This is a genomic window from Kitasatospora cinereorecta (assembly GCF_024172095.1).
Classification (GTDB): Bacteria; Actinomycetota; Actinomycetes; order Streptomycetales; family Streptomycetaceae; genus Kitasatospora; species Kitasatospora cinereorecta.
Genome location: NZ_JAMZDX010000005.1, coordinates 772,931 through 790,724, shown reverse-complemented (window position 1 = coordinate 790,724; position 17,794 = coordinate 772,931). Strand labels below are relative to the sequence as shown.

Sequence of the window (17,794 nt, the reverse complement as noted above, 5' to 3'; positions counted from 1 at the left end):
ATGTGAACTGGACCTGCACGGTCGCCGGGCGGCAGGCTCGACCGCATGGAACTTCAGGGCATTCACATCCCGCTGGTCACCCCGTTCGCCGCCGACGGCTCGCTCGCCCTCGACGCGCTCGAGCGCCTGGCCCGGGAGACCTTGGACGCCGGCGCGGCCGGCCTGGTGGCGCTCGGCACGACCGGCGAGCCGGCCGCGCTCGAGCCCGACGAGCGGGCGGCGGTGATCGACGTCTGCCGCCGGGTCTGCGCCGCGTACGGCGTGCCGCTGACGGTCGGCGCGGGCGGCGGCGCCACCGGCCCGGCCGAGCGCTCGCTGGCCGAGCTGGCCGGCGTGGCGGACGCCGCGCTGGTGACCGTCCCCGCCTTCCTGCGCCCCGGCCCGGACGGCGTGCTGGCGCACTTCACCCGGCTGGCCGCGCACAGCCCCGTCCCGCTGGTCGTCTACCACATCCCGTACCGGACCGGGCAGTCGCTCGGCGCCGACACCCTGCGGGAGCTGCTGGCGCTGCCCGGGGTGGCCGGTGTCAAGTACGCGGCGGGCGGGATCGACGAGCAGACCGTGGCGCTGATGGCCGAGGGGCCGTCCGGGGTGATGGCCGGCGACGACCTCTACCTCTCGCCGCTGCTGGCGATGGGCGCGGCCGGCGGCATCCTGGCCTCCGCCCACCTGGCGACCGGGCGGTTCGTCGAACTGGCCGAGGCCTGGCGCAAGGGCGACGTCGAGCGCGCCCGGGAGCTCGGCCACCGGCTGGCCCGGCTCTCCGCCGCGGCCTTCGCCGAGCCCAACCCGACGGTGATCAAGGGCGTACTGCACGCCCAGGGCCGGATCCCCACCCCGGACGTCCGGCTGCCGCTGCTGCCGGCCGCCGCCGAGCCGGTCCGGCGGGCCCTGGAGGCCGCGCGGGCGCTCGGCTGAGACCGGAGATTTTGCGGCTGCGAACGACCCGCGCCGCAGGCCTTCCAGCCCCGGACGGCACGCGCCCACCCTGTGGGACGAAGCCGCGGGAATCCGGGCCGACAGGGCATGATGACAGTGCACATTCGCAGGAGGAGGAGTCGGATGAGGATCGGAATCGTAGGGGCCACCGGCCAGGTCGGCGGCGTGGTCCGCGAGATCCTGGTGGAGCGTGACTTCCCGGTCGAGCAGCTGCGGCTGTTCGCGTCGGCTCGCTCGGCGGGCCGCACCCTGCCCTTCAAGGACACCGAGGTCACCGTCGAGGACGCGGCCACCGCCGACTGGACCGGCCTGGACGTCGTGATCTTCTCGGCCGGCGGCTCCACCTCCAAGGCGCTGGCCCCCAAGGTCGCCGCGGCCGGCGCCGTGGTGATCGACAACTCCTCGGCCTGGCGCCGCGACCCCGAGGTGCCGCTGGTGGTGGCCGAGGTCAACCCGGAGGCCCTCGCCGACCGCCCCAAGGGCATCATCGCCAACCCCAACTGCACCACCATGGCCGCCATGCCGGTGCTGCGCCCGCTGCACGAGGAGGCCGGGCTGGTCTCCCTGGTGGTCTCCACCTACCAGGCCGTCTCCGGCTCGGGCCTGGCTGGCGTCGCCGAGCTGCACGACCAGGCGAGCAAGGTGGTGGACGGCGCCGCGGCGCTCGCCCACGACGGCTCCGCGGTCGAGTTCCCGGCCCCGAACGTGTACAAGCGGCCGATCGCGTTCAACGTCATCCCGCTGGCCGGCTCGATCGTCGAGGACGGCTCCAACGAGACCGACGAGGAGCAGAAGCTCCGGCACGAGAGCCGCAAGATCCTCGGCATCCCGGAGCTGAAGGTGTCCGGCACCTGCGTCCGCGTCCCGGTGTTCTCCGGTCACTCGCTGCAGATCAACGCCCGCTTCGCCGCCCCGATCAGCCCCGCCCGGGCGACCGAGCTGCTGACCGGCGCCCCGGGCGTCGAGCTCTCGGAGATCCCGACCCCGCTGCAGGCGGCCGGCCAGGACCCGACCTATGTCGGCCGGATCCGGGCGGACGAGACCGTCGAGCACGGCCTGTCGCTCTTCCTGTCCAACGACAACCTGCGCAAGGGCGCCGCGCTGAACGCCGTCCAGCTGGCCGAGCTGGTCGCCGCCGAGCTGAACGGCTGACCTCCCCGCCGCACCGCGTCCGGCCCCGCCCCCTTCCACCGAACGGGGGCGGGGCCGGACGCGGTTCCGCAGTCGGCGGAGAGTGGTGGTCAGTCCTGCGCGGGCGGCCGGTCGACGGTGAGCGGCAGCGGCTCGGAGAGCGCACCGCCGGTCCACTTGTCGCCCGCCGCCCACCACTGGAAGTCGCCGCTGCCGACCGCCGTGACCTGCGCACCCACCCGCCCGTCCGCGTCACTGCCCGCCGTCGCCACCGTCGTCCACTGCGCCGAGCCGGCCGGGCGGAACTGCAGGTACACCGGCACGCCCTGCTGCGGCAGGTAGCCGTCGTGGTCCCAGGAGGTGCGCAGCAGCCGCCCGGTGACGGCGACCTGCTCGCCGATCGCGGCGTGCGCGGGCATCGCCGCCTCGTCCAGGCGCCCGGTGCGCTTGAGCGAGAAGCCGCCCGCGGTCTTGGCCACGTACCGGTCGCCGTCGTTGGCGCGCACCCGCAGGTCGACGAACCAGGTGCCCGCCTCGTCGTCGTACAGCCGGTGCCCGGCGGTGTCCACGGTCACCGTGGCGCGGCAGCGGGCCGCGGTGCCGGTGGCGTTCAGCGGGGTGCAGCTCATCGGGCCGACCGCGAGGACGCCGTAGTTCGGCCCCCACACGCCGATCGGGTCGACGGTGCGAATACCGCTGTTGTCGGTCGCCGTCACCTCGATCGGGAAGCTGCGGGTCTCGGCCGGGCCCAGCTCGACGGTCCGCCCCTCGTTGACGCGGACCGAGGTGACCGCGGTGTCGCCGCGCGAGACCTCGGGGACGGTCTGCGGCACGACCAGCAGGGCGCCGGCCGCCACCGTCGCCACTCCCAGTACCACCGCAGTCTTCCGCACGATGAGCCAGTATCGCGGCAGGCGGGCGCACTTCCCCAATCCGGTCCGGTGCTCACGCCCGGTGATCGGTCCGGCGGCCGGGCCGGCGGAGCGGTTCGCCCGCGGAACGGGCGGTTCACCGCCACGGCGAGGGGTAAGGAAGTGCCCAACGGCCGCCGGGCCACCCCCGGTGTGGTCGCCCCGCGACGGGGTCGGCGGCCGGTGGATCGGCCGGAGGAGAGGTGCCGAGACATGGACCGCTGCGTAGTCCTGGTCGACGCGGGATACCTGCTGGGAGCCGCCGCCAGCCTGCTGGCCGGTGAGTCCGCCCGCTCCCGGATCTCGGTCGACCACCCGGTGCTGATCAACGCGCTGCGCGAGCGCGCCGAGGCCGAGACCGGCCTGCCGCTGCTGCGGATCTACTGGTTCGACGCCGCCGTCGACCGCCGGCCCGCCCCCGAGCACCGCCGGCTGCGGGTGCTGCCCAGGGTCACCGTCCGGCTCGGCGCGCTCACCCGGGCCGAGGGCCGCTGGGTGCAGAAGGGCGTGGACGCCGCGATGCACGCCGAACTGTCCGAGCTGGCCCGCAACCACGCCTGCGCCGACGTGGTGCTGGTCACCGGTGACGGCGATCTGCTGCCCGGCGTGATGTCCGCCAAGGAGCACGGCGTCGCCGTCCACCTGTGGGCGCTGCAGGCCGCCGACGGCGACTTCAACCAGTCCGAGGACCTGGTCGGCGAGGCCGACGAGAGACGCGTCCTCGACCGGGCCTGGATCGAGCGCTGGGTACGGCTGCGCGAGCAGTCCACCGTCTTCCCGGTCGCCGCCGCCGACCCCGAGATCGCCGAGATCCTGGCCGCCCCGCCCGCCGTCCCCGCCGCGCCGCCCGCTGCCCGGCGGCCCGAATCCGGCCCCGCACCGGCGACCGTCGGCGCCCCCGCCGCCCAGCCGGGCGGCCTGCGGGTGATACCTACGCCCAAGGACCTGGCCGGCCGGGCCGTCCCGGCCGTCGCCACCGCCCCGCTCGGCGGCCCGGTGCTGCGCTGGTCCTCCGACCGCGGCTGGGTCGACCGGGCGCCGCGCGGCGAGAGCGCCGCCACCGCGACCGCCGGCGACGCCCTGCCCACCCTCGCCGACCTGACCACCGCCGCCCAGCGCTGGGCCGACCGCGAGGAGGACATCACCACCATCGGCGGCGACCCGCAGGAGGTCGGCCAGGTCTTCGCCCGCCGCTGGATCGACCGGCTGGGCACCACCGAGCGCCTCACCGCGCTGCGCACCGACTACCCGCGCATCCCGCACCGGCTGGACGGCGAGCTGCTGCGCTACGCCGCCCGCTTCGGCCTGCTCGCGCACAAGGACGACCAGATCGACGAGCACGACCGGTACGCGATCCGCGAGGGCTTCTGGAAGGAGCTCGGCGCCCACCTCCCGGTCGAGCGCCCGGCGACCCCGGCCGACTGACCGGCCGGCCCGGTCGGCGTCCGGGGCGGGAACGGGGGCGGGAACGGGGGCCCTCGTCCGGATCCGCGCGGCGGGCGCGTAGAGTCTTCCGACGTGAGCGAGGCACCACAGGACGGCGACGGCGGGCAGTGCTGCACCGTCCGCGGCCTGGTCAAGACCTACCGCGGCGCGCGCGGTACGGACGGGGTACGGGCCAACGACGGCATCGACCTGGACGTCCGGCGCGGCGAGATCTTCGGCCTGCTCGGCCCCAACGGCGCCGGCAAGTCCACCCTGGTGCGCCAGCTCACCGGACTGCTCCGGCCGGACCGGGGCAGCGTCCACCTCTTCGGCCACGACGTGGTCGCCCACCCCGAGTACGCCGCCCGGCTGCTGGCCTACCTCGGCCAGGAGTCCAGCGCCCTGGACGAGCTCACCGTCGCCCTCGCCGCCGAGACCACCGGCCGGCTGCGCGGCCTGAGCCGGTCCGGTGCCCGCGCCGAGGCCGCCGAGGTGATCACCGAGCTCGGCCTGGAGGGGATCGCCGCCCGCCCGCTCGCCAAGCTCTCCGGCGGTCAGCGCCGCCTCGCCTGCTTCGCCGCCGCCCTGGTGGGGGAGCGGCCGCTGCTGGTCCTCGACGAGCCCACCACCGGGATGGACCCGGTCGCCCGGCGCGCCGTCTGGTCCGCCGTCGACCGCCGCCGTGCCGAGCGCGGCACCACCGTGCTGCTGGTCACCCACAACGTGATCGAGGCCGAGACGGTGCTCGACCGGGTCGCCGTGATCGACGAGGGCCGGGTCATCGCCTGCGACACGCCCGGCGGACTCAAGGCCCTGGTCGACGGCGACGTCCGGCTCGACCTGGTGTGGCGCGACGAGGCCCCGATCGGCGTCCCCGCCGTCGCCGAACTGGCCGACCGGGCCGAGCGCACCGGCCGCCGCTGGACCGTCCGCACCACCCCCGAGCAGGCCCGCGAACTGGTCGCCGCGGTCACCTCCGGGCCGGCCCTCGCCGCCCTCGACGACTTCACCCTGGCCACCCCGAGCCTGGAGGACGCGTACCTCAAGCTCGGCGGCCGCCACCAAGGACTGGCCCGATGACCACCCTCTCCGCCCCGGGGCCGGACACCACGGAGAAGCGCGTGACCCTGCTCGACGCCCCCGTGCCCGCCGCCGCCCCCGCGATCTCGGCGCCACTGGCCCCGCAGGCCCGGCTGCTGCCCGCCCTGGAGGCCGTCTACCGCGCCCAGCTGGCCCGGGCCCGGGTCTCCCGGATCCCGCTGCTGTTCGTCGCCACCTTCCAGTCGCTCGGCATCCTGGTGATGATGCGCGGCGTGGTCGACCCCGGCGACAACCCCTCCGCGCACGCGGTGGTCGCCGGCTCCAGCGTGCTGGTCGTCGCCTTCGTCGCGCTCAACCTGCTCGCCCAGTACTTCGGCCGGCTGCGCGCCACCGGCGGCCTCGACCACTACGCCACGCTGCCCGTGCGCCCCGCCTCGGTGGTGCTCGGCACCGCCGCCGCGTACGCCTCCTTCACCCTGCCCGGCGCCGTGGTCACCGCCGTCGCCGGCTGCTGGCTCTTCGCCCTCCCCTTGGCCCACCTGTGGGTGCTGCTGGCCGTCGTGCCGCTGGCCGGTGCCGCCCTCTCCGGGCTCGGCGCCGCCTGCGGGCTGCTCGCGCCCCGCCAGGAGATCGCCACCCTGCTCGGCCAGCTCGGGATGTCCGCCGCCCTGCTGCTCGGCGTGCTGCCGGCCGGGCGGCTGCCGGTCCCGATCCAGTGGCTGCGCGACCTGCTGCCCTCCACCTACGGCGTCGACGCCTTCGCCCGGACCTTCACCGCCCGCCCCGACTGGGCCGCCGTCACCGGCGACCTCGCCGTCTGCACCGCCGTGGGCCTGGCCTCCCTCACGCTCGCCACCTGGTCCTACCGCCGCGCCACCCGCTGATTCCGCGGCCGCCCGCGCGGGTCGGCGGTCGCGGGGTCCGGGTTGATCGACGGTTTGCGGGCCGGTCGTGAAACGATGGGCCCGTGACCGTACCGAACACACCTACGGGTTCCCCGGCCGGGCAGGATCCCTTCGCCGCCCCGCCCCCGTACCTGCCCGAGCCGGAGCGCAAGCCTCGGGAGATCGCCCCCGAGTTCCGCATCGGCCTGCTGCTGGTCGCCGTCTCGCTGGTCCTGGGCGTCGCCCTCGGCCTGCTCTGGCTGTGGCTCGCCCCCCGGGTGATGTTCGAGGTCAGCGACAACCGCATCCTGTACGTCGACCCCGAGGGCGAGGAGCGGATCGGCGCCGACGGCATGTTCGCGCTGTTGGGCCTGGGCTTCGGCGTCCTGAGCGCGCTCGGCACCTTCCTGTTCACCCGCACCCGCGGCGGCGGCATCTCCACCGCCGTCGGCCTCGCGGTCGGCGGCCTGGCCGGTTCGGTGCTCGGCTGGAAGCTCGGCATGCGCCTCGGACCCACCAGCGACCTGCGCGCCCACGCCCTCCAGGTCGGCAACGGCCACCGCTTCAGCGGCGCGATCGAGCTGGGCGCGCACAGTGCCCTGCTGGTGTGGCCGATGTCCGCGATGGTGGTGCTGCTCCTGCTCCACGCGGCGTTCGGCAAGCGCGAGCAGGACCCGCCGCCGTACTGGGCCAGCCCGCAGTGGCCGGCCCCGCCCGCCCACCCGGCGCAGTCGCCGTTCCTCCCGCCGACGGCCACCCCGCCGGCCCACCCGGCGCCGGGCACGCCGGGCACCTCGGACACCCCGGGCAGCTCCGGCACCCCGGGCAGCGACACCCCGCCGCAGCCGCCGGCCTGATCAGCGGCCGATCGGGGCCGTCGCCGCCCGGGTGAGCCGGACCAGGTCCGCCGGGTCCAGCTCCACCTCCAGGCCGCGGCGGCCCGCCGAGACGAACACGGTCGGATGGGCGAGCGCACTCTCGTCCACCACCGTCCGCAGCGCCCTGCGCTGACCGAGCGGCGAGATCCCGCCGAGCACGTACCCGCTGCTGCGCTCGGCCGCCGCCGGATCGGCCATCGCCGCCCGCTTGCCGCCCACCGCGGCGGCCAGCGCCTTCAGGTCGAGCTGCCCGGAGACCGGCACCACACCCACGGTCAGGGTGCCGTCGACGTCGGCGACCAGCGTCTTGAACACCCGCTGCGCGGGGATCCCCAGCACCTCGGCCGCCTCGCCGCCGTACGACGCGGCGGCCGGGTCGTGGTCGTAGGCGTGCACGGTGAACGCCACCCCCGCCGTCTCCAGCGCCACCGTCGCGGGCGTCCCGCCCTTCTTCGCGGCCTTCTTCGCCACCGTCGTCACTCCTTGCGCTCTACGGGGGTTTCAGTGCCCTCAGTTCGGGCTGAACGCCTGCCGGGTGAGGTCGGCGGCCGGGACGGAGGGGAGCCAGGCGAGCATCGCCGCCTCGTGACGCAGCAGGTCGAGCTCCCGGGTCAGGCGGGCCGCCGTGTCGGGGCAGGCGAGCAGCTCCTGCTTGACGTGGGTGGGCAGCACCGCGGCGGCGGCGACCAGGTAGGAGAAGACCTGCGGGTCGGTGGGGAGCTCCTGCTCGCCGCTGAGGGTCGCCTCCCGCGCCCCGGCGAGCCGCTTCTGGTAGAGCCGGAACACCCGCTCGACCGCCGAGGCGAGCGCCCCGGAGCCCTCGCCGGGCCGCTCGGGCACCACCGAGACCTCGCCGACCAGGTACGGCCCGCTCGCGTCGACGGAGCGCAGCCGGAACCGGGTGGTCCCGGTCACCAGGAGCTCGTACCGGCCGCCGGGCTGCTCGCGGACGGTGGTGATGTCGGCGACGCAGCCCACCGGGTGGAGGGCCTCCAGCGGGTCGCCGCTGGCGGTGCCGAGACCGTCGAGCGGGCCGGCCGGCTCGTCGCTGTCGCGGACCGGGGCGACCTCGCGGCCGTCGCGGATCGCCAGGATCCCGAACCGCCGCGGTTGGTCCTCGGGTTGCTTGACCAGGTCGCCGATCAGGCGCCGGTACCGCTCCTCGAAGACGTGCAGCGGGAGCACGAGGCCCGGGTAGAGGACCGCGTTCAGCGGGAAGAGCGGCAGCCGTTCAGTCACGGCCGACAGCGTAGTTGCCAGGGACGCTGCCGTGCCGCCGCGTTTCGGTCCGGTACGTGGAACGGACGGTTCCGCGACACAGCCGCCCGCCCGGCCGGTCAGCCGCGCTGGAGCAGCCGGGTGACCCCGGCGACGGCGGTGGTGGCGAGGACCCAGCCGGTGAGGACCAGGGCGGAGGCCACCCACTGCCCGGTGGTGCCGGGGTTCCAGCCGCCCTGGCCGAGGTCGACCAGCGGGAGCACCTTGCTGAGCGCGTACAGCGCCGGGCTCCAGGTCGGCACCTCGTCGGCCTTCAGCGGGGCCGGCGGGTGGGTGCCGAAGTACCAGGTGCCGGCGGCCCAGGCGAGGACCAGCCAGGCGGCGGCCCGGCCGGGCCGGTAGCCGTAGCCGATGGCCAGGTCCTGGAGGTGGCCCCAGAACCGGCCGGGCAGCGGCAGGGTGCGCCGACGGCGGCGCTGCTTGGCGTAGAGGACGGCGCGGGCGTCCTCGTCGGCCCCGTCGCGGCGCAGCGCGGCGGCCAGCTGCTCGTACGCCTCGGGCCGGTACTCGCCGGAGGAGCCGTCCAGCCAGGCGATCCGCTGGTCGGCGGTGAACGGGTCGGCGGGGCGCAGCGACTCGTAGGTGAAGCCGGTGAGGCCGATGTGGTGGTCGCGGGGCCAGCTGTCGGGGGAGTCGACCAGGTTGCCGACCCGGGCGCGGGTGAGGGTGACCGCGCCGGTCGGCGGGGTGCGGCAGGTGAAGCGCAGTTCCGGGGTCTGGATGCGGCTGAGCGCGAGGTCCTCGCCGGGGCCGAGGTGGAACTCGGCGTCGGAGATCAGGCAGGCGTTGTCGAAGCGTCCGTCGGAGAGCCGGACCTTGCCGTGGGCGCGGAACGGGGTCTGCCGCTCGGACGCGTCGGCGGTGGAGCACAGCGGCTCGCCGTAGCCGGAGGCGTACGCGGTGGGGGAGCCGACCCAGCCGTCGTCGTCGGAGCCGCTGAGGTAGAGGGTGTGGCCGACGGTGATCCGGGCGGCGTTGATCGCGTTGGGGTTGGCGGGGACGCTGTGCAGCTGGGCTCCGCGCAGCGAGAGCCGGCCGCCGATCCGGGTGGAGCGCAGGCTGAGCTCGCCGGTGCAGCGAAGCCGCTCGGCCTCCATGTCCTGGTGGACGCTCATCCCGTCGGCGGAGAGCGCCCGGCCGTGGTCGTCGGGGCCGAGGACGGTCTGGTTGAGCAGCAGGTCGGTGCCGATCCGGGCGTCGGTCATCCGGGCGCCGCCGGGTATCTCGCAGCGGGCCAGGTGGAGGTCGCCCTCGGTGCTGAGCCGGGACGCCTCCAGCCGGGGCAGGACGCAGCCGACCAGCCGGATGGTGCCGGCGCTCGCCTCGGACAGCCGCAGCGGCTGGTCGAAGCGGCACAGCCGCAGCTCCAGGTACGGCCGGACGGTGCCGCCGGCCAGGATCAGCGAGCCGGTGATCCGGGCGCCGACCAGCTTGACCGCCGCGACACGCCCGGGCCGGGCCTCGGGGCCGTCCAGCAGCAGCCGCGCGAGCGCCTCGGCGCGGACGGTGCGCTCCGGCCCCCAGGGGTGTGCGGAGAACGGGTCGTCCTCGTCCTCGTGCTCCGCCTCCTCGTCGGCGGGGTTGGGCAGGGCCGGCCGGCCGCCCGACGGATCGGCCCGCAGGTCGTACGTCCGCCCGCTGCGGAACGCCTCCCAGAGCGCCTGCTCCACCGGTGTCCAGTCGCTCGGCGGCTGCTCCACCGTTCCTCCCCCGTGATCTTCGGCTGTCTCGCCCTTCGTATCACGGACTGAAATGGGCGGCTGTCTGTTTCAGCCACTCCTTACACTTGGGCCTGTGATCTCTCGTATCGATCTGCGCGGCTCCGACAGCGACCCGCGCACCGTGCTGCCCCGTGCCGAGTTCGACGTGGAAGCCGCCCTGGAGAAGGTGCGGCCGATCGCCGAGGACGTACGCCATCGCGGGGTCGCGGCGCTGATCGAGATCACCGAGCGCTTCGACGGCGTGCGGCTGGAGTCCACCCGGGTGCCGGCCGAGCAGATCGCCGAGGCCCTGGAGACCCTCGACCCCAAGGTGCGGGCCGCCCTGGAGGAGTCGATCCGCCGCGCCCGCACCGTCCACGCGGACCAGCGCCGCGAGGGGCACACCACCCAGGTGGTGCCCGGCGGCACCGTCACCCAGCGCTGGATCCCGGTGGACCGGGTCGGCCTGTACGTGCCGGGCGGCCTCGCGGTCTACCCGTCCTCCGTGGTGATGAACGTCGTCCCGGCCCAGGAGGCCGGGGTGACCGGCATCGCGGTCTCCTCGCCGCCGCAGAAGGCGTTCGGCGGCCGGGTGCACCCGACCATCCTGGCGGCCTGCGCGCTGCTCGGCGTCACCGAGGTGTACGCGGTCGGCGGCGCGCAGGCGGTCGCCATGTTCGCCCTCGGCACCGAGGAGTGCGCGCCGGTCAACCTGGTCACCGGCCCGGGCAACATCTACGTGGCGGCGGCCAAGCGGCTGTTCGCCGGCCGGATCGGCATCGACTCCGAGGCCGGCCCGACCGAGATCATGGTGCTCGCCGACGACACCGCCGTCCCCGCCGAGGTGGCCGCCGACCTGATCAGCCAGGCCGAGCACGGCCCGACCTCGGGCTCGGTGCTGGTCACCGACTCCCTCGCGCTGGCCGACGCGGTCGAGGCCGAGCTCAAGGAGCAGGTCGCCCGCACCCGGCACAGCGAGCGGGTGGCCGAGGCGCTCGGCGGCCCGCAGTCCGGGATCATCCTGGTCGACGACCTGACCCAGGGCCTGGCCGTGGTCAACGCGTACGCGGCCGAGCACCTGGAGGTGCAGACCCGCGAGCCGCACGCGGTCGCCGCCCGGGTCCGCAACGCCGGCGCGATCTTCATCGGCCGCTGGACCCCGGTGTCGCTGGGCGACTACGCGGCCGGCTCCAACCACGTGCTGCCCACCGGCGGCTGCGCCTGCCACTCCTCCGGGCTCTCCGTGCAGACCTTCCTGCGCGGCGTCCAGGTGGTCGAGTACGACCGCGAGGCGCTGGTCGGCATCGCCGCGCACGTGGTCAACCTCTCCTCCGCCGAGGACCTGCCGGGTCACGGTGATGCGATCAAGGCCCGATTCGACTGGACGGTACCGGACGCGTGACGAAGATCGACGACCTCCCCATCCGGGACGAGCTGCGCGGCCAGTCCCCGTACGGCGCCCCGCAGCTCGACGTGCCCGTCCAGCTGAACACCAACGAGAACCCCTACCCGCTGCCCGAGCCGCTGGTGGCCCGGATCGCCGAGCGGGTCGCCGAGGCCGCCCGTACCCTCAACCGCTACCCGGACCGGGACGCGGTCGAGCTGCGCGAGGGCCTGGCCGCCTACCTGACCCGGACCACCGGCCACCCGGTCACCCGCGAGCAGGTGTGGGCCGCCAACGGCTCCAACGAGGTGCTCCAGCAGCTGCTGCAGACCTTCGGCGGCCCGGGCCGCACCGCGCTCGGCTTCGAGCCCTCCTACTCGATGCACGCGCTGATCTCGCGCGGCACCGGCACCGGGTGGATCTCCGGCCCGCGGAACGAGGACTTCACCGTCGACCTGGACGCGGCCCGCGCGGCGATCGCCGAGCGCCGGCCGAACGTGGTCTTCATCTGCTCGCCGAACAACCCGACCGGCACCGCCGTCGCCGCCGAGACCGTGCTCGCCCTGTACGACGCCGCCCAGGCCGCCGGCCCGAGCATCGTGGTCGTGGACGAGGCGTACGTCGAGTTCTCGCACCGCGCCTCGCTGCTGCCGCTGCTGGCCGGCCGCCCCAACCTGGTGGTCAGCCGGACCATGTCCAAGGCCTTCGGCGCGGCCGGCCTGCGCCTGGGCTACCTGGCCGCCGACCCGGCGGTGGTGGACGCGGTGCAGCTGGTCCGCCTGCCGTACCACCTGTCGGCGGTCACCCAGGCCACCGCGCTGGCCTGCCTGGAGCACACCGACACGCTCCTCGGCTACGTCGCGCAGCTGAAGGCCGAGCGGGACCGGCTGGTCGACGCCCTGCGCGGGCTCGGCCTGGAGGTCACCGACTCCGACGCCAACTTCATCCAGTTCGGCCGCTTCGCCGACACCCACGCCGTCTGGGAGGCGATCCTCGCCCACGGTGTCCTGGTCCGCGACAACGGCGTCCCGGGGTGGCTGCGCGTCACCGCCGGCACGCCCGCGGAGAACGACGCCTTCCTGGACGCCGTCCGCAATGCCCTCCCGTCGCCCACCCCCACCCTTGATCGAGCGCGCTTCGCACGCGCAGCCAGTCAGGAGCTGTAACCGCGTATGTCCCGTATCGGACGCGTTGAGCGCACCACCAAGGAGACCTCGGTCCTGGTCGAGATCGACCTCGACGGCACCGGCAAGACCGACATCTCCTCAGGCGTCGGCTTCTTCGACCACATGCTCGACCAGCTCGGCCGCCACGGTCTGTTCGACCTCACCGTGAAGACCGACGGCGACCTGCACATCGACACCCACCACACCATCGAGGACACCGCCCTCGCGCTGGGCGCCGCCTTCAAGCAGGCGCTCGGCGACAAGGTGGGCATCTACCGCTTCGGCAACTGCACCGTCCCGCTGGACGAGTCGCTGGCCCAGGTGACCGTGGACCTCTCCGGCCGCCCGTACCTGGTGCACACCGAGCCCGAGAACATGGCCCCCATGATCGGCTCGTACGACACCACGATGACCCGGCACATCCTGGAGTCCTTCGTGGCCCAGGCGCAGATAGCCCTGCACGTCCACGTGCCGTACGGGCGCAACGCGCACCACATCGTGGAGTGCCAGTTCAAGGCGCTGGCCCGCGCCCTGCGCTACGCCAGTGAGCGCGACGTGCGCGCGGCCGGAATCCTCCCGTCGACCAAGGGTGCCCTGTGAGCAAGTCCGCCATCGTGCTGATCTTCGTCGGTCTCTTCCTGGCCGGCGGTGTGATCTCCTTCTGGAAGCAGAAGCTGCCCAAGGGCGTCATCGCCGTACTGGGCCTGGGCGCCGTGATGTGCCTGGGCGCCGGCGTGATGCGCCTCTGACGAGACGGGACCCGTACACCCTCATGGCCAAGAACGTCGTCGTCCTCGACTACGGATCCGGCAACCTCCGCTCCGCCCAGCGCGCCGTCGAGCGCACCGGGGCGAACGTCACCGTCACCTCGGACTTCCAGGCCGCCATGGAGGCGGACGGACTGCTCGTCCCCGGCGTCGGCGCCTTCGAGGCCTGCATGCGCGGGCTCAAGGAGGTCCGCGGCGACTGGATCATCGGCCGCCGGCTCTCCGGCGGCCGTCCGGTGCTCGGCATCTGCGTCGGCATGCAGATCCTGTTCGAGAAGGGCGTCGAGCACGGGGTGGAGACCGCCGGCTGCGACGAGTGGCCCGGCACCGTCGAGCCGCTGGACGCCCCGATCGTCCCGCACATGGGCTGGAACACCGTGGACGTCCCCGAGGGCAGCCGGATGTTCGCCGGCATGGACCCGGAGACCCGCTTCTACTTCGTCCACTCCTACGGCGTCCGCCACTGGGAGCTGGAGGTGCACAGCGCCCGGATCAACGCGCCGCTGGTCACCTGGGCCACCCACGGGCAGCCGTTCGTCGCCGCGGTCGAGAACGGGCCGCTGTGGGCCACCCAGTTCCACCCCGAGAAGTCCGGCGACGCCGGCGCCGCCCTGCTGACCAACTGGGTCAACACCCTCTGATCTTCTGAGAGTTGGATCGATGAGCCGCCTCGAACTGCTGCCCGCCGTCGACGTCCGCGACGGCCAGGCCGTCCGCCTGGTCAAGGGCGCCTCCGGCACCGAGACCTCCTTCGGCGAGCCGCTGGCCGCCGCCCTCGCCTGGCAGAACGCCGGCGCCGAGTGGCTGCACCTGGTCGACCTGGACGCCGCCTTCGGCACCGGCTCCAACCGCGAGCTGCTGGCCGAGGTCACCGGCCGCCTCGACATCAAGGTCGAGCTCTCCGGCGGCATCCGCGACGACGCGTCGCTGGCCGCCGCCCTCGCCACCGGCTGCACCCGGGTCAACCTCGGCACCGCCGCCCTGGAGACCCCCGAGTGGGTCGCCAAGGTCATCGCCGAGCACGGCGACAAGATCGCCGTCGGCCTCGACGTGGTCGGCACCACCCTGCGCGGCCGCGGCTGGACCCGCGACGGCGGCGACCTCTACGAGGTGCTCGCCCGCCTCGACTCCGAGGGCTGCGCCCGCTACGTGGTCACCGACGTCAACCGCGACGGCACCCTGACCGGCCCCAACCTGGAGCTGCTGCGCAACGTCTGCGCCGCCACCGACAAGCCCGTTGTCGCCTCCGGCGGCGTGTCGTCCCTCGACGACCTGCGCGCCATCGCCACGCTGGTCCCCGAAGGTGTCGAGGGCTCCATTGTGGGCAAGGCCCTCTACGAGCAGAAGTTCACTCTCGAAGAGGCCCTGGAGGCTGTGTCCCGATGACCGAACCGTCCGCCACCGCTCGCGTCTCCGGCTTCTCCCCGTGGGAGGACGAGTACGGGTTCTCCCGGGCGGTGGCGGCGGGGGACTTCGTCCTCGTCGCCGGCTGCACCGCGTACGACAACGGCATGGTGCAGCACGAGGGCGACCCGTACGAGCAGGCCGTCGCCGCCTTCGGGGTCGCCGCCAAGGCGCTCGCCCACTACGGCCTGACCGAGGCGGACGTGGTCCGCACCCGGATGTACATCACCCACGTGCGCGACTCCGACGAGATCGGCCGGGCGCACAAGCAGGTCTTCGACACCGTCCGCCCGGTGACCACGCTGGTCGTCGTGGAGGGCCTGGTCGACTCCCGGATGATGGTCGAGGTCGAGGTCGAGGCCTACCGTCCCGGGCTCGCAAGCATGTTGGAAAGCCGCACCTCGGAAGGCAGCAAGCAGCCGTGACCCTCGCCGTACGTGTCATCCCCTGTCTCGACGTGGACGCCGGACGGGTGGTCAAGGGCGTCAACTTCCAGAACCTGCGCGACGCCGGCGACCCGGTCGAACTCGCCAAGCTCTACGACGCCCAGGGCGCCGACGAGTTGACCTTCCTGGACATCACCGCCTCCTCCGGCGACCGGGAGACCACCTACGACGTGGTCCGCCGCACCGCCGAGCAGGTCTTCATCCCGCTCACCGTCGGCGGCGGCGTGCGGACCGTCGACGACGTGAACAAGCTGCTGCGGGCCGGCGCCGACAAGGTCGGCGTCAACACCGCCGCCATCACCCGGCCCGAGCTGATCCGCGAGATCGCCGAGCGCTTCGGCCGCCAGGTGCTGGTCCTCTCGGTGGACGCCCGCCGCTGCCCCGAGGGCACCGTCACCCCCTCCGGCTTCGAGGTCACCACCCACGGCGGCCGCCAGGGCACCGGCCTGGACGCGATCGAGTGGGCCGCCCGGGCGGCCGAGCTCGGCGCGGGGGAGATCCTGCTCAACTCGATGGACGCCGACGGCACCAAGGACGGCTACGACCTGGAAATGATCCGGGCCGCCCGCAAGGCCGTCTCGATCCCCGTCATCGCCTCCGGCGGCGCCGGCAAGCTCGCCGACTTCGCCCCCGCGGTCGACGCCGGCGCGGACGCCGTGCTGGCGGCCAGCGTGTTCCACTTCGGGGATCTGACGATCGGGCAGGTCAAGGACTCCCTGCGAAGCACGGGGCACGCAGTGCGTCTTTAGGGGCTCGGGGAACTGCGAGGCCCGCCCCGGGATTGGCCATACCAGCAAAGTGCGCCAACCACGGGGCGGGCCTCGCAGTTCCCCGAGCCCCTGACGGTGATGACCCTGAGGACGAGGATTACATCGGCGCCGGCTTCATCACCGCGAACTGCGCCCCGAACGGGTCCACCAGGATCGCGAGGCGCCCGACGTTGGGCACGTCCTCGGCCGGCATGACCACCGACCCGCCGGCGGCGCCCGCGGCGGCGACCGTCGCGTCGACGTCGGCGACGGCGAAGTAGAGCAGCCAGCCGGCGTTCAGGCCCGGGTGGACGTCGGCCACGCCGCCGAAGCCGGCCTCGCGCGGGTCGTCGCCCTCGGCGGTCATCAGGATCGTGTAGTCCATCCCCGGGACGTCCGAGCCGGCGGTGCGCCAGCCGAACAGCGCCTGGTAGAAGGCGATCGCGGCCGGCTGGTCGGCGGTGTGCAGCTCCGCCCACAGGAACGAGTTGTCCGCGGCGACCTGGTCCAGGCCCTTGACCTCACCGGGCTGCCAGATCGCGAACTCGCCGCCGGTCGGGTCGGTGAACTGGGCCATCCAGCCGGCCGCCATGACGTCCATCGGGGGGACCCGGACGGTGCCGCCGGCCTGCTCGACGCCCTTGGCGGTGGCGTTCGCGTCGGGGGTGGAGAAGTAGACCGTCCAGGCGGAGGCCGCGCCGCCCTCGGTCAGCGGGCCGATCGCGGCGACCGTCTCGCCGTCCTGCTGGAAGAAGCCGTACCCGCCGGCGTCCGGACCGGCCGACTGGAACGACCAGCCGAAGACGGCCTCGTAGAAGGCGGTGGCGGCGGCGGTGTCGGGGCTGCCGAGGTCGACCCAGCAGGGGGAGCCGGTCTTGTAGTCGGAGGTGGGCATGCACGTGCTCCTTCGGACGGCGGGCGGGACAGTGACACGACGAGGACACCACGGAGCGGCCGCGCGCCACCGGTGTGACGCGCGGCACGTTCCCGGGCCATCGTCAGGCTGGCACACCGCACTGACAACTCGGGCCGTCCGCCGGATCAGGGCAGCGGGAGCACCTCCGCGAGCGCCGCCACCGCCTCCGGCGCGCCCTCGGCCACCACCTCGGTGCGCGCTCCGCGCCCGTACGCGAACAGCACCAGCTCGCCCGGCCGGCCGGTGACCCGGACGGTCGGCGCGGTGCGGTGGGCGACGGTCACCACGGCGCCCTCGGGCCGGGCCAGCTCCAGGCGCAGCGGCGGCCTGGCCTCGCTGCCGAACCGGGCCACCATCGGCAGCCGCTTCCACAGCGCCTCCACCAGGCCGGGTTCGAGGTCCGCGGGCGCGCCGGACCAGTCGGCCTTGGCCCGGCGGACGTCCTCGGCGTGGACGAAGTACTCGACCAGGTTCGCCGCCTCGTCCGCCCCCGGCAGCGCGAACGGCGACAGCGCCGGCGGCCCGGACCGGAAGGCGCGCAGCAGCTCCTCGTACGGCCGCGCCGCGTAGCGGCCCTGCACCCGCTCGGTCCAGCCGGCCAGCGGCTTGACCCTGATCCCGGCGGCGGCGTCCATCCGGCGTTCCCGGACCACCAGGTGGGCGGCCAGGTCGCGGGTGGACCAGCCCGCGCACAGTGTTCCGGCGTCCGGCCCGGCGGCCGCCAGCAGATCGGCGAGCCGCTCGCGCTCGGCCCTCGCATACGTCGACATGGCGC

The 17,794-nt window shown here is 74.3% G+C and carries 20 protein-coding genes; 14 read left to right on the top strand and 6 right to left on the bottom strand.

The window, feature by feature from the left end; genetic code table 11:
- The first annotated feature begins 45 nt into the window (after positions 1 to 45).
- Together FHR36_RS29180 and FHR36_RS29175 are read left to right on the top strand one after the other, a co-directional pair.
- A complete protein-coding gene (locus tag FHR36_RS29180; protein ID WP_253801897.1) occupies positions 46 to 918 on the top strand; it encodes a dihydrodipicolinate synthase family protein in 873 nt (290 codons plus the stop codon).
- 144 nt (positions 919 to 1,062) lie between these two features.
- Positions 1,063 to 2,091, top strand: a complete 1,029-nt coding sequence (locus tag FHR36_RS29175; RefSeq protein WP_253801896.1) for an aspartate-semialdehyde dehydrogenase — start codon at positions 1,063 to 1,065, stop codon at positions 2,089 to 2,091.
- A gap of 89 nt (positions 2,092 to 2,180) precedes the next feature.
- Here the strand turns inward: FHR36_RS29175 and FHR36_RS29170 are convergent, their stop codons facing one another.
- Positions 2,181 to 2,963 (bottom strand): hypothetical protein, encoded by a 783-nt coding sequence (locus tag FHR36_RS29170; protein ID WP_253801895.1) that lies wholly within the window; start codon positions 2,961 to 2,963, stop codon positions 2,181 to 2,183.
- Positions 2,964 to 3,194: 231 nt separating this feature from the next.
- On the opposite strand from FHR36_RS29170, the gene FHR36_RS29165 reads away from it, so the two are divergent.
- The 4 genes from FHR36_RS29165 (at position 3,195) to FHR36_RS29150 (ending at position 7,188) form a co-directional block, all read left to right on the top strand.
- Entirely contained in the window at positions 3,195 to 4,406 is a 1,212-nt protein-coding gene (locus tag FHR36_RS29165) for an NYN domain-containing protein (protein ID WP_253801893.1), read from the top strand.
- Between the two features lie 93 nt (positions 4,407 to 4,499).
- Positions 4,500 to 5,486, top strand: a complete 987-nt coding sequence (locus tag FHR36_RS29160) for an ABC transporter ATP-binding protein (protein WP_253801891.1) — start codon at positions 4,500 to 4,502, stop codon at positions 5,484 to 5,486.
- On the top strand, positions 5,483 to 6,331 hold the full coding sequence (locus tag FHR36_RS29155; protein ID WP_253801889.1) for an ABC transporter permease: 849 nt from the start codon (positions 5,483 to 5,485) through the stop codon (positions 6,329 to 6,331). The genes FHR36_RS29160 and FHR36_RS29155 overlap by 4 nt, the downstream gene beginning before the upstream one ends.
- 83 nt (positions 6,332 to 6,414) lie before the next feature.
- Positions 6,415 to 7,188: a hypothetical protein gene (locus tag FHR36_RS29150; RefSeq protein WP_253801887.1), complete on the top strand. Its 774-nt coding sequence runs from the start codon at positions 6,415 to 6,417 to the stop codon at positions 7,186 to 7,188.
- Here the strand turns inward: FHR36_RS29150 and ybaK are convergent, their stop codons facing one another.
- The 3 genes from ybaK to FHR36_RS29135 all read right to left on the bottom strand — a co-directional run bounded on the left by ybaK (position 7,189) and on the right by FHR36_RS29135 (position 10,187).
- Complete coding sequence (ybaK, locus tag FHR36_RS29145) at positions 7,189 to 7,680, bottom strand: Cys-tRNA(Pro) deacylase (protein WP_253801884.1); 492 nt, start codon at positions 7,678 to 7,680, stop codon at positions 7,189 to 7,191.
- A 39-nt stretch (positions 7,681 to 7,719) separates the two neighbouring features.
- The gene (locus tag FHR36_RS29140; protein WP_253801883.1) at positions 7,720 to 8,448 is read right to left on the bottom strand and encodes an LON peptidase substrate-binding domain-containing protein; all 729 of its coding nucleotides are present in this window, start codon (positions 8,446 to 8,448) and stop codon (positions 7,720 to 7,722) included.
- A 98-nt stretch (positions 8,449 to 8,546) separates the two neighbouring features.
- The gene (locus tag FHR36_RS29135; protein ID WP_253801881.1) at positions 8,547 to 10,187 is read right to left on the bottom strand and encodes an oxidoreductase; all 1,641 of its coding nucleotides are present in this window, start codon (positions 10,185 to 10,187) and stop codon (positions 8,547 to 8,549) included.
- 94 nt (positions 10,188 to 10,281) lie between these two features.
- Between FHR36_RS29135 and hisD the strand changes: the two genes are divergently transcribed.
- Genes hisD through hisF form a run of 8 tightly spaced genes read left to right on the top strand, consistent with a single transcriptional unit; the run spans position 10,282 to position 16,103 of the window.
- Positions 10,282 to 11,589: a histidinol dehydrogenase gene (gene hisD, locus FHR36_RS29130; RefSeq protein WP_253801880.1), complete on the top strand. Its 1,308-nt coding sequence runs from the start codon at positions 10,282 to 10,284 to the stop codon at positions 11,587 to 11,589.
- On the top strand, positions 11,586 to 12,737 hold the full coding sequence (locus FHR36_RS29125; protein WP_253801879.1) for a histidinol-phosphate transaminase: 1,152 nt from the start codon (positions 11,586 to 11,588) through the stop codon (positions 12,735 to 12,737). Before hisD ends, FHR36_RS29125 begins: the two co-directional genes overlap by 4 nt.
- Before the next feature lie 6 nt (positions 12,738 to 12,743).
- On the top strand, positions 12,744 to 13,337 hold the full coding sequence (gene hisB, locus FHR36_RS29120; RefSeq protein ID WP_253801877.1) for an imidazoleglycerol-phosphate dehydratase HisB: 594 nt from the start codon (positions 12,744 to 12,746) through the stop codon (positions 13,335 to 13,337).
- Entirely contained in the window at positions 13,334 to 13,486 is a 153-nt protein-coding gene (locus FHR36_RS29115; protein WP_253801875.1) for a hypothetical protein, read from the top strand. The genes hisB and FHR36_RS29115 overlap by 4 nt, the downstream gene beginning before the upstream one ends.
- A 23-nt stretch (positions 13,487 to 13,509) precedes the next feature.
- A complete protein-coding gene (gene hisH, locus FHR36_RS29110; RefSeq protein ID WP_253801873.1) occupies positions 13,510 to 14,145 on the top strand; it encodes an imidazole glycerol phosphate synthase subunit HisH in 636 nt (211 codons plus the stop codon).
- Between the two features lie 19 nt (positions 14,146 to 14,164).
- On the top strand, positions 14,165 to 14,890 hold the full coding sequence (gene priA / locus FHR36_RS29105) for a bifunctional 1-(5-phosphoribosyl)-5-((5-phosphoribosylamino)methylideneamino)imidazole-4-carboxamide isomerase/phosphoribosylanthranilate isomerase PriA (protein ID WP_253801871.1): 726 nt from the start codon (positions 14,165 to 14,167) through the stop codon (positions 14,888 to 14,890).
- On the top strand, positions 14,887 to 15,333 hold the full coding sequence (locus FHR36_RS29100) for a RidA family protein (protein WP_253801869.1): 447 nt from the start codon (positions 14,887 to 14,889) through the stop codon (positions 15,331 to 15,333). Before priA ends, FHR36_RS29100 begins: the two co-directional genes overlap by 4 nt.
- A complete protein-coding gene (gene hisF / locus FHR36_RS29095; protein WP_253801867.1) occupies positions 15,330 to 16,103 on the top strand; it encodes an imidazole glycerol phosphate synthase subunit HisF in 774 nt (257 codons plus the stop codon). Before FHR36_RS29100 ends, hisF begins: the two co-directional genes overlap by 4 nt.
- A gap of 118 nt (positions 16,104 to 16,221) precedes the next feature.
- Here the strand turns inward: hisF and FHR36_RS29090 are convergent, their stop codons facing one another.
- Positions 16,222 to 16,998, bottom strand: a complete 777-nt coding sequence (locus FHR36_RS29090; protein WP_253801865.1) for a VOC family protein — start codon at positions 16,996 to 16,998, stop codon at positions 16,222 to 16,224.
- A gap of 146 nt (positions 16,999 to 17,144) precedes the next feature.
- Positions 17,145 to 17,789, bottom strand: coding sequence for a TIGR03085 family metal-binding protein (locus tag FHR36_RS29085; RefSeq protein WP_253801863.1), 645 nt, complete (start codon positions 17,787 to 17,789; stop codon positions 17,145 to 17,147).
- Between the last annotated feature and the right edge of the window lie 5 nt (positions 17,790 to 17,794).